8 protein-coding genes are annotated in these 11,539 nt (G+C 55.9%); all 8 read right to left on the reverse strand.

The window, feature by feature from the left end:
• Positions 1–123: 123 nt before the first annotated feature.
• Complete coding sequence (porU, locus tag H6B30_RS03355; protein ID WP_205107920.1) at positions 124–3,696, reverse strand: type IX secretion system sortase PorU; 3,573 nt, start codon at positions 3,694–3,696, stop codon at positions 124–126.
• Between the two features lie 4 nt (positions 3,697–3,700).
• A complete protein-coding gene (locus H6B30_RS03360; RefSeq protein ID WP_205107922.1) occupies positions 3,701–4,318 on the reverse strand; it encodes a fumarylacetoacetate hydrolase family protein in 618 nt (205 codons plus the stop codon).
• Positions 4,319–5,037: 719 nt separating this feature from the next.
• Entirely contained in the window at positions 5,038–6,030 is a 993-nt protein-coding gene (tsf, locus tag H6B30_RS03365) for a translation elongation factor Ts (protein WP_205107924.1), read from the reverse strand.
• Between the two features lie 134 nt (positions 6,031–6,164).
• Positions 6,165–7,022 (reverse strand): 30S ribosomal protein S2, encoded by an 858-nt coding sequence (rpsB, locus tag H6B30_RS03370; protein WP_205107926.1) that lies wholly within the window; start codon positions 7,020–7,022, stop codon positions 6,165–6,167.
• Between the two features lie 291 nt (positions 7,023–7,313).
• Positions 7,314–7,700 (reverse strand): 30S ribosomal protein S9, encoded by a 387-nt coding sequence (rpsI, locus tag H6B30_RS03375; RefSeq protein WP_205107929.1) that lies wholly within the window; start codon positions 7,698–7,700, stop codon positions 7,314–7,316.
• 11 nt (positions 7,701–7,711) lie between these two features.
• A complete protein-coding gene (gene rplM / locus H6B30_RS03380) occupies positions 7,712–8,173 on the reverse strand; it encodes a 50S ribosomal protein L13 (protein ID WP_205107931.1) in 462 nt (153 codons plus the stop codon).
• Positions 8,174–8,751: 578 nt separating this feature from the next.
• Positions 8,752–9,216, reverse strand: a complete 465-nt coding sequence (locus H6B30_RS03385) for an RNase H family protein (RefSeq protein ID WP_205107933.1) — start codon at positions 9,214–9,216, stop codon at positions 8,752–8,754.
• Between the two features lie 321 nt (positions 9,217–9,537).
• Positions 9,538–11,358 carry an arginine--tRNA ligase gene (gene argS, locus H6B30_RS03390; RefSeq protein ID WP_205107935.1) on the reverse strand — a complete coding sequence of 607 codons (1,821 nt, stop codon included), beginning with the start codon at positions 11,356–11,358 and terminating at the stop codon, positions 9,538–9,540.
• Between the last annotated feature and the right edge of the window lie 181 nt (positions 11,359–11,539).

Raw genomic sequence — 11,539 nt, forward strand, 5'->3', positions numbered from 1 at the left:
CACGCACAACAGCGCAGCGTATATTCTCGGATTATGCTTCATTGAATGTTGGTGAAATTACTTTTTATTTGGTGAACACTAAACATAAAACGCCACCATGGGCCCTTTTATTGCTCATTGTCATCATTTATTGCTTATTATTATCAGTTTCTTGGTCTTCGACGTATAGCTGCTGCCATCGCAACTTGCGCGCACCCGATACAGGTAAACGCCAGTGCCGAGGCGACGGCCGCCGCCCACGGTGAGGTCCCAGTCGATGGTCAGCACGTTGTCGGTGGGCACGTCGGTCTCTGAATAAGACCACAGGTGGCGCCCGCTCATGTCGAACAAGTCGAGCACTACGTCAAGCTCGCTGCCGATGCGGTCGTGGATGATGCGGAATGTCGTGGCCGTGACGGCGGGATTCTCGGTGCATTCAACATCGATGATGGACGGTTCGACGCCTCGCGCCACCCTGAACGTAAGCTCGGAGGTCGAAGAGTTGTTCAGCACATCCCACGCCCTGAACTGCAACCTGTGCTCCCCTTCCGACAGGGTTGGTATGCTGAAGCCTATCGTTCCGCTCTTGTAACTGCCGAAATCAAACGAGAAGTAATCGTTGAGCACGTAAGTCTGCGACATGTCGCCGTCGATGATGAGCTGCAAATCATGGCCCACGCCACCGCCGGAAGCGTTGATTCCGTCTTCGTCAGACACCTCAGCGACGAAATACGGCGTGGGATTGACGTACGACCCGTTTGTGAACGACGACGAATTGAGGTAACAGTATATCGCCGGGCCGACGGAGTCGGGGCTGAGCTCGGCCGAGCCGTTGAACGTAATGGCTGAGCTTGCGCCGGCGGCAGTCTTGGTGCAGTCGTCGTTTACGGCATAGATGTTTATCAGACCGTTGCCGTCGCTATACATAATGTCCTTTGGCACGACGAAAGAAAACTCGAATTGGCCGTCCGACACAGTGTTTGAACCTTTGAAAACCACGCTTGAACGGTCGGTAAACACAAACGCCTCGTCAGAGCCGTCGTTCGGATCGGTGTTGTTCAGCTTGCATACGACCTCTTGCTCCGCATCGCTCACCGTTGCCGTCAGGGTGCCGTTGAAGCCCGAAGCGGTGGCATTGCCGTCGAGGATGCGCCCCCTTACCACAACCTCCGAGCCGGCCCCGAGGCGCACAGTGCCGCCTTCGCCAACGGCAACGCCACCGATGCTGTCGACCACAGCACCCAGAGTGGGCATGGCCAGCTTCATCGCTGGGTCGCCGAGCAGCGTAAACTGCAATTTGTTTACGGTAACGTCGCCCCCCGACTGGGCCTCGACGAGATACACCTTGGCCCTGCGCGCCGCCTCGCCGACAGAGACCAAACCCTCCGAATCGTCGAGCAGCTCGCGCATGAAGGCCATGTTCATGTTCTCGTTGTAGCTTGTGAATACAGTGCGGGTGGTTCCGTAGAATGCCACGGCGCCACCTCTCGGGTTGAGGACGGCAGCTTCTCCGATGTTGTCTTCAAGCCCGTCGTAGGGCAGGATGTCGCATGCGGCGGTCACCCAGAGCGGAAGGTTGGACGAGACAGCGCTCTGGAAGTCGCTCAGCACAAGCACATGCTCGTGAGAAATGCTGTTGGCTGAGCCATGTCCGTTGTAGTTCATCACCAGCGCCCCGTTGGTCATGTACTGCTTTACCAGCCTCACCACATCGGGATAACTGTTGCCCGTAGAAGTGACCTCACGGTTGTAGGCATCCCACATTATCTTCCTCACATTGTACTGCGGATGGTCTGCCATCACCATGTTGGCCACCCTGTCGGCCGTGACCATGTGCACATTGTTGTTTCCGTCGTCGCCCATGAGCACAATAGTGTTCTGCCACGCCCCTGCATTGGCATTGCTCATATACTGCTCGAGCTTGTCGAGCATTATGCCGGCCTCGGTTGCCGTCCTGACGGGGAAGCGGCCGACAGCCACGTCGGGCTTTCCGTAGCACGAATAGCGGCTGTTGCCGTCCTGGATGGTCTCGCCATCGTCGAGCATGCAATAGAAATCGTCAGACACATAGCAGTCTATGTGGTTGTAAGAGTTGTCACTCTCGAAACAGAGCAGGAAGTCGTCGGGCGAGTATCCCCGCCATCCCTGTGTGACCATGCGGTTGTCCCAGGCGCCATCGCCGAACAAAACGAGATACTTGGGCATGTCGGCCTCTGTCTCGGCACGGTCGTACAGCATCTTCATATAGCGCCTGTAGGCAGTGGCATCAGGCGTTCCGCTCGAAAACTCGTTGAAAATCTCGTCGGCAGGCACTATCCTCACCCGCATAGAATCGGCCTGCTCATGCAATGCGGCCAACCTTTCGGCCTGCTCGCGCAAGTGTTGCGACGTAGAGATGATTATCAACATGTCGGCCGGCCCATGGGCATGCAGGTCCTGGTTGGTGATGTTATAGACATACTCTGGCACCGGGAACGACGCCGACGACAGCCTCGGGGCCTCTTTGGGCTCATTGCTGTGAAGAGCGATATAGTCGAGGCGCATGGTTCCGCCCGAGGTCTCGGTGATGGTAATTTTGTTAGACGAGGTGAGGTTTGACACGCTGTACTGCCCCGAGCTCACCCGCATGGCATCGTATTCGCCGGAAGACGATATGTTGATTGTGCCCACAACACTGTCGTTGACGCTCACCGTGGCCGACGATGCGCCATAGGCCGACAGCACGACGCGCACCGAACCGCGCCCCGAAGTGGATGGGCTCGACAGCTGGTAGTCGCAGGCTGTGCCCAGGGGCAGCACCTGTGAGTCGTAAAGGTTGCGCCCGCCTTGATACCAAGCATAGTCGTCAACCTCGTAAAGGGTGTTGTAGTCGTCGCCCGAAGGATAGAAAGAGCTTGCGAATGCCGCGCTGTCGAGCGTGGCGGCAGGCTCATCGCTCTCTGTAAGGAAGTAATAGCCGTAATCAGAATAATAGTTTCGCACACGGTCGTTTGATGACGACCAGCTCACAGGGCCGCGCGCATAGAACAGCCGGCGTCCGCCAACAGTGCACGTAGGCAGCTGCTTGAGGTCGTCGGTCTCGGTGAGATAATCGCCCGTGAGCGCCTCGGGCTGCAGTTCGCCGCCATACCCGTATATCCTGACACGCTCAAGCGAAGAGAACCCCGCGCGCCTGACAAGCTCGTCGGTAAGCTGATATACGCCGCTCGAAGGAACGCGAATCTTGGCCCACCTACCGCTGTTCAATACTGAATGCTCGGCATATCGAGAGACCGCAGAAGCCACCGAAGCGCGCGAAGTGGCACGTTTCATAGTCGTATTGGCTGCTTTCGCAACGATGTTCAGCTTAAAACTCACCAGCTTCTGGTATTTACCGTCGCGGAACACGAGCGGTATGAACGACACGTCGAGCGAGCCCTGCTTGCGCTCAACGCCTATCTTGGAAGTCACCACGGGCATGGCCGGCAGCGAATCAGACGTGATTGCCTTGTAGCGCCGCACGTCGGCTTCGGTCATGTCTACAAATTCGGGATATTCTATTGTTACGTCATAAATCGAATCTCTGTAGTTGCAGCCAATCTTATGCGAATAAGCAAAGCGCGGCAAGAGCGTATCGATCTTGACTTGCTCGGCAGTCAAGTCGAAGAAACCCTGCGCGGCGGCATGGCCCGAACACCACACAAGAGCGGCAAACAACAGGAAACAGAATCTATTCATCACATCATTTACAATTAAATTCAAGCACCTTGCGGTCGGCAATGTATCCCTCAAGGTGGTCGTCGATGCTCACCGGTGTGGCCTTGGCGGGCGCGCCGGTAAATATCATGTCGCCCGTCTTCAGCGTGAAAAAGCGGCTTATGTAAGCAATCAGGCCATCGATGGGGCAAAGCATGTCGCCGGTGTAACCCTCCTGTGCCGTCTTGCCATTGACGTCGAGGCGGAAACAGAGCGACGCCACATCGAGGAATGCCGCCTTGTCAACCCACTGCCCTATGGCTGCAGAGCCGTCGAAGCCCGTGGCCAGTTCCCACGGCATGCCACCGGCGCGCAGCCTCTCGAGCACGTCGCGGGCAGTAAAGCCTACCCCGACGGTCACGGCATCATAGTAACGATGGGCAAACCTCTCGGGAATGCACTTGCCGAGGCGGCATATCCTGACCACGAGTTCGGCCTCGAAATCCACCCGCTCGCACCAGTCGGGCACGAAGAAGGGCTTCCTGTCCTTAAGCAACGCCGAATCGGCCTTGGTGAACACCACCGGTTCTACATTATTATATAACGCTGTTTCAGCCCCGATATTGTGTTGGGGATAGTTCATTGACAAAGCAAAAATCTTCATATAGTCATCATCTGAGTACAATACCTTTGCGCCGGCTGGGCCAACGCCGGGCCAAAGTTATTTAAAATTTCCGAGAAAGTGACAACAAACGGCAATGTTTTTTAATGCCGCCATCGCTACAGCCGTCCTACCACTGATGTGCAGTGGCAATTGGTGGGCAGGGCCGCCGGAATTAGGCGACCTTGCAAAATACGACACTGCCCAATGGCAAAACTGCCTGACGGCATTGCGAACAGACTACAAACAAACCCGCAGAGCAACAATTCGCTAAAACAATACGGTCAATCATGCCTTGCAATGGCCACTGCCCCGCAATTTGAAAATAACGGACACAGATTGCACAAACATGCATACGCACAGGCCAAACGGCACATACTGGTCTGCAAAACTGCCCGTCCGGCCTTGCAGAACGGGCCTTTCCGGACAACAAAACAGCCCGTTTTACAACACTCAGCATCACAAGCCATTGGGCGAGACACACCATGCGGCAAAATATTCTTACATCCCTTTACGCCACACCGCCCCATGGCGTGCAGGCTGCCCCACGCCCGTCGGGTGGAGGCAGGCATTAGTTTGGCCGCCAAAACAAAGTCGGGTACAAGCCGGCATACGCAATTTACACTGCGCGCCATGCCACTGCGATTGGAAAACAAAACCACGGGCAGGGTTTACGAAAGCCCCTGCCCGTGGAAGATATGTTATGAAAAAAATTACAGTCCTTACTCGGCGCGGAGTGTGAAACGCTTGAACGCAACCACAGTCAGGTCCTTGTCGGCAGCCTTCAGGTAGTCTGAAACGCTCAGCTTGCTGTCCTGTATAAACTCCTGGTTGAGCAGGCAAGAGTCCTTGTAGAACTTAGCCATACGGCCCTTTGCGATGTTCATCACCATCTGCTCGGGCAGGTTGGCAGCCTTCTGCTCAGCTGTAGTCTTCTTGAGCTGGCGAATCTCTTCGGCCTGAGCCTCGGTGATGTTGCCCTTCTGGATGCCTTCGGCCAGGTGTTCCTCGTTCTCAGCGATGTAAAGGTTGAACCCGGCCTTCTTCAGAGCGGCCTCAACAGCCTTCTGCACCTGCTCTTCCTTTGTCTTCTCGATGGCCACCTTCAGCTCAGTGTCCTTCACTTCCTGGGGTACGCTGGCCTCGTCGAGAGCCACGGGATTCATTGCAGCCACCTGCATGGCAACGGCGTGAGCCTGCTCCTCGGCGGGTTTGTTTGTCTGAACCATGGTGCAGAGCAAGTGCTTGTTCATGTGGTCGTAAACCGAAACGTTGTCACCCTCGATGAAGTTGTAGCCATCGAGCTCCATCTTCTCGCCGGTGATGCCTGAGCGAGCGATAACGGCGTCCTGAACCTTTGTGCCGTCAGCAATGGTAAGTTCCTTTACCTCGTCGAGCGACTTGGCCTTGGCAGCCACGGCAGCATCAAGTATGTCTTGTGTCAGCTTGATGTAATCAGCGCCATTTGCAACAAAGTCGGTCTCGCACTTCAAGGCGATGATGGCGGCAAAGCCCTCGCTTGCCTTTACGAGCACGCATCCGTTGGAGGTCTCGCGGTCGCTGCGCTTGGCTGCGATGGCCTGACCCTTCTCGCGGATTATCTCCATTGCCTTGTCGAAGTCGCCCTCAGAATCGGTCAGGGCCTTCTTGCAATCAGACAGACCGGCACCGGTCATCTTGCGGAGTTTCTGTATATCTGCTATTGAAACAGCCATAATTATTCGTTGATTAATGGTTTGTTGTTATTTGCTTTTGTTGTAAGCAACAGGCCGTGAGCGCCGTTCCCCGACTCAAGGGTGGCCCCTGCGCCGTCAGGACAGCCAGCGGCGGCCTGCAGCAAAGACTCTCGTCAAGCCTCGGCGGGAGCTTCCTCGGCAGCCTCCTCCTCGGCGGGAGCGGCAGTGGCGGGAGCGTCCTGGGCAGCCTTGGGGGCATCCTTGCGGGCCTTGCGGGCACGTTTGGGCTTGTCCTCGCCGGCCTCAGCCTGTGCCTGTGCGGCAGCCTCGTCGGCCTTCTCGGCCTTGCGCTCCTCCAAGCCCTCGGCGATGGCGGCGCAGCAAGCATTGAGTATCACCTCAACGCTGTCCTTGGCGTCGTCGTTGGCCGGTATCACGAAGTCGATGTTCTTGGGGTTAGAGTTGGTGTCCACGATGCCGAACACAGGTATTCCGAGGCGGTTGGCCTCCTTCACAGCGATGGCTTCCTTGAGCACGTCGACCACGAAGATGGCCGACGGCAGGCGGGTCAGGTCAGCGATAGAGCCGAGGTTCTTCTCGAGCTTGGCGCGCTGGCGCGAAATCTGCAGCAACTCACGCTTTGAAAGGTTGGCGTATGTGCCGTCGTTCATGAGCTTGTCGATGTTGGCCATCTTCTTTACAGCCTTGCGGATTGTGGGGAAGTTGGTGAGCATGCCGCCCGGCCAACGCTCTATCACATAAGGCATGTTGACGCTGGTAGCCTTCTCGGCAATCACGTCCTTTATCTGTTTTTTAGTAGCTACGAACAGGATCTTCTTGCCTGAACGTGCAATCTGCTTCAGCGCATCGGCAGCCTCGTCAATCTTAGCCACCGTCTTGTGGAGGTCTATGATGTGGATTCCGTTACGCTCGGTGTAGATATAAGGAGCCATTGCGGGGTTCCACTTACGGTGCAAGTGGCCGAAGTGGCAGCCAGCCTGCAGCAGCATATCAAAGTTTGTTCTTGACATTGTTCTCTAAAATGTTTTGTTTGTTGTTTACTTTCTTTTTTATTCTATGGTTAGAATCAGCCTGCCGGTAATCGGTTGCGGTTGCCCTGCCCTGCCCATCGGCGTGAGCCTGTCAGACGGCGGGCATGGTCTGGCCTGACCGGCCGCAGCAGAGTCCTGCAGGTTTAGATACTAAACGATGTCCAGTTTTCCTTGTCCCGGCCATGGCGGTTGCCCGTCTGTCAGGCAGCTTGGCCCGGCATGCGGCACTGCCCACAGCCCGTGGCACCCAGGCGGGACGCCAACGAGGAATTAACGCTTACTGAACTGGAAGCGACGACGTGCCTTCGGACGACCCGGCTTCTTGCGCTCTACAACGCGAGAGTCGCGTGTGAGGAATCCGTGATCCTTGAGGTTCTTCTTGTCTTCGGCATTAACCTTTACGAGGGCGCGTGCGATTCCGAGGCGCAGAGCCTGGCTCTGTCCGGTGAATCCGCCACCGTCGAGGTTGGCCTTTATGTCATACTTGCCCTCAACCTCGAGCAGCTGCAGGGGCTGCTTAACCACATACTGGAGTATGGCAGAGGGGAAATATTCAGTTAAGTCTTTCTTATTGATAGTAATCTTGCCTGTGCCTTCGGTGAGATATACACGAGCCACGGCGGCCTTGCGGCGGCCAATTGCGTTAACTACTTCCATTATCTGAATGCTTATTTATACTGGTTAATATCTATTGTCCTTGGCTTCTGAGCCTCGTGCTTATGCTCTGTGCCCTCATATATATAGAGGTTGTTCATCAGGCTGCGGCCTAACGGGCCCTTGGGGAGCATTCCCTTCACGGCATGGCGCAAGATTTTCTCCACACCGTCCTTCTGCTTGCGCAGCTGGGCGGGCGAGTTGAAGCGCTGGCCTCCGGGATAACCAGTGTAGCGAGTGTAGACCTTGTCGGTCTCTTTCTTGCCGGAGAACACCACCTTAGCGGCGTTGATGATGATAACGTTGTCTCCACAGTCAACGTGAGGAGTAAAGTTGGGCTTATACTTTCCACGCAACAGCTTTGCCACCTTTGAGCAAAGGCGACCCACTATCTGGTCGCTTGCGTCGAGCACAACCCACTCTTTCTTGGCTGTTTCCTTGTTAGCGGAAATAGTCTTGTAACTTAAAGTGTTCATTTTAACTTTTAATTTTACTACTAAAAAACATTTGTTCATTATCGCCTGCGGCGTTGCCACAGGGTTGGACGGCGATTCACTAACCGCCAGGCCTGGCCAAAGACATGGCTATTAACACACCGCCCTATGGGGACTCTAAGGATTATCCCCGCAATAATCGGTCTGCAAAGGTAGTATTTTTCTCCATAATAAAATGTGATTGGACGCCGGCGCGACCTTTGTTTTATATTTATTTAACCTTTGCCGGGCGGTTTATGACCTGCGGCGGGGCTTCGGGCGTTGCGCAAAGCATGTTGCGATGGCTGCCCGGAATGCTGCCGCGGCCATGGTGCAAAAGCCCTGTGACGGCTTGGCCAGACGGCTCGGGTGTAAACAAACATTACCTACACGACGGCTGCCGCGCCCACCCGGGCAACGCGCTGTGGCACAAGCACTTGAACAGACATGCCGGAATGCCTTGCAATACGGGCCATACTGACGCGCCAAACGGGCCATACGGCAATGCGAAACGGGCCGTTTCGGAGCGCCATTTGGCCGGCACGGCCCGGCCGGCCTCAAGTTGTAAACAAACAAGACGGTCAGCCCTTGCGACCGAAGTCGGCGGGCACCTCGCCCCACCTCTTCGTTTCCCACTTTATTATGGGCGTTGTGTAGGCGTGGGTGGCCAGCCAATGCTCTGCCCTGGCTATGATATCAAAGAGCTGGGCGGTTTGTGGCGTGCGCTCGAGCTTGGTCTTGCACTTCCGCTTATTCACCCAAAGGATGGCGTTGTAGCTGTCTGAATAGATGGCCTTTCGCAACTTATGGCGGTCCATGAGGGCAAGGGCATGCACTATGGCGAGAAACTCGCCGATGTTGTTAGTGCCGTACACAGGCCCGAAATGAAACACCTGGGCGCCTGTGGCCAGGTCGACGCAACGGTACTCCATGGGCCCCGGATTGCCGCTGCAAGCCGCATCGACAGCCCAGGCGTCGGCCCTCACCTCCATCGGCAACGGCAACACGGTGTCAGTCCTGTAGTCCGGAGGATTCTGATAATTCATAATTCACAATTCACGATGCATAATTAAAGGTCGGGGCAGTTGATGATTCACCATGCACAATGCACAGTTTATCGATGGAGCAATTGATAATGCACAATTCATAATGCGCAATTGGATTGCTGACAGCGCGTGACAACCACGTGCCTTGCGGTTAAGCATGCCACAACCGCTTGCCACGACAACGCCTATGATGCGGGCGCCATGGTGCGGAGCAAGGCTTCAAGCGCTTTGTTCACCGCCTAACGACAAACAGCCGGCTTGCTACTCTGCAGCTTACCGCGCAGCCAATCATGCATTATGAATTGTGCATTATGCCTTGACTCACATTCTTTCGGGCACCTCTATGCCGAGCAGTGCCATGCCGTTCTTTATGGTCTTGGCCACATTGCGTGCCAGGACGAGGCGCAACACCTTCTTTGCGGCATCGGGTTCCTTAAGGATTGAGTAGTCGTGATAGAACTGGTTGAACTCTTTCGTGAGCTCGTAGCAGTAGTTGGCAATGCCGCTCGGGCTGTAGTCCTTGCCGGCCTGCTCCACCGCAGCTCCAAACTCGTTGAGCTTCTGTATCAGTTCCACTTCCTTGTCTGCCAGCTCCGCCCCTGCGGCATCGAGCTTTTCGGGCACAGCTACGCCTTCGGCCTCGGCCTTGCGCAGTATGCTGCGTATGCGCGCATGGGTGTATTGTATGAACGGGCCGGTGTTTCCGTTGAAGTCTATCGACTCTTCGGGGTTGAAAAGCATGTTCTTGCGGGCGTCAACCTTGAGTATGAAATACTTCAGCGCGCCCATGCCCACGATGCGCGCAATCTCGTTTCGCTCCTCCTCGCTGATGTCGTCAAACTTGCCGAGCTCCTCGCTTGTGCGGCGGGCCTGCGCAATCATCTCGGCAATCAGGTCGTCGGCATCGACCACGGTGCCCTCGCGGCTCTTCATCTTTCCGTTGGGCAGCTCCACCATTCCGTAGGAGAAGTGCACCAGTTCCTTGCCCCACTTGAAGCCAAGCCTGTCGAGCAGTATCGAGAGCACCTGGAAATGGTAGTTCTGTTCGTTGCCAACCACATATATCATCTTGTCTATCGGGTAGTCGTTGAAGCGCATCTCGGCCGTGCCTATGTCCTGTGTCATATATACAGACGTGCCGTCTGAGCGCAGCAACAGCTTCTGGTCGAGCCCGTCGGCGGCCAGGTCGGCCCACACGCTGCCGTCTTCGTGACGCTCGAAGAGGCCCTTTGCCAGCCCTTCCTCTACCTTGGCCTTGCCCCTCAGGTAAGTGTCCGACTCATAATATATCTTGTCGAAGCCAACGCCGAGAGCCTTGTAGGTCTCGTCGAAGCCGGCGTACACCCACGAGTTCATCTTGCGCCACAGCGCACGTACGTCCTCGTCGCCCTGCTCCCACTTCACCAGCATCTCGTGGGCCTCCTTTATCAGCGGTGCCTCCTCCTTGGCTTTCTTCTCCGCTTCGTCGGCCGCCATGCCCTCGGCCACATACTTTGCCGCAAGCTCCTTTACCTCTTCGCGGTAGTGTTTGTCGAAGGCCACATAGTAATCGCCTATCAGATGGTCGCCTTTCTTGCCGCTCGACTCAGGCGTTTCGCCGTTTCCCCACTTAAGCCACGCCAGCATCGACTTGCAGATATGTATGCCTCGGTCGTTCACGATGTTTGTCTTCACCACGCGGTTGCCGTTGGCCTGCATTATCTGGGCAAGGCTCCAGCCCAGCAGGTTGTTGCGCACGTGGCCCAGGTGCAGTGGCTTGTTGGTGTTCGGCGACGAGTATTCTATCATCACCAGGGGCGCGTCGGCAGCGGCCTTGCGCTCTCCGTATGCCGGGTCGGCGTCGATGTCGTTGAGCAGCTCCACCCATGCCGCCTTTGACACTACAAGGTTGAGGAAGCCCTTGACCACGTTGTAGGATGCCACTGCGGTGCAATTGTCAACAAGGTAACGGCCAATCTCCTCGGCCGTCTCTTCGGGTTTCTTCTTTGAAACCTTGAGGAATGGGAACACAACCAGTGTCAGGTTGCCTTCAAACTCACGCTTGGTCTTCTGCAACTGAACCATCTTGTCGGGCACGTCCTGCCCATATATGGCCTTGATGCCGGCTTTCACGGCATCGGCAATCATTGCTTCAATATTCATAAATGGTATACCTTATAATATATTACGTTCCGGAATGTGCCTGCAAAATTACGAAAAATATGGCAAACAGCAGCCATTGCACACTGTAAAAATGCAGCCCCGGCCTACGCCCACGCCTCAAGCGGCCCGTCGGCCAAGGGGCGGGCGGCAGCCAGCGCCGCCGGCCATGGCTGGCGGCATG

The organism is Marseilla massiliensis (assembly GCF_016899955.1).
GTDB lineage: Bacteria > Bacteroidota > Bacteroidia > Bacteroidales > Bacteroidaceae > Prevotella > Prevotella intestinigallinarum.

Bases quoted from the DNA above. Each gene is read 5' to 3' on its own strand.
- H6B30_RS03360 (WP_205107922.1), bottom strand. From the start codon at position 4,318: ATGAAGATTTTTGCTTTGTCAATGAACTATCCCCAACACAATATCGGG.
- rpsB (WP_205107926.1), bottom strand. From the start codon at position 7,022: ATGTCAAGAACAAACTTTGATATGCTGCTGCAGGCTGGCTGCCACTTC.
- rpsI (WP_205107929.1), bottom strand. From the start codon at position 7,700: ATGGAAGTAGTTAACGCAATTGGCCGCCGCAAGGCCGCCGTGGCTCGT.
- porU (WP_205107920.1), bottom strand. From the start codon at position 3,696: ATGAATAGATTCTGTTTCCTGTTGTTTGCCGCTCTTGTGTGGTGTTCG.
- argS (WP_205107935.1), bottom strand. From the start codon at position 11,358: ATGAATATTGAAGCAATGATTGCCGATGCCGTGAAAGCCGGCATCAAG.
- tsf (WP_205107924.1), bottom strand. From the start codon at position 6,030: ATGGCTGTTTCAATAGCAGATATACAGAAACTCCGCAAGATGACCGGT.
- rplM (WP_205107931.1), bottom strand. From the start codon at position 8,173: ATGAACACTTTAAGTTACAAGACTATTTCCGCTAACAAGGAAACAGCC.
- H6B30_RS03385 (WP_205107933.1), bottom strand. From the start codon at position 9,216: ATGAATTATCAGAATCCTCCGGACTACAGGACTGACACCGTGTTGCCG.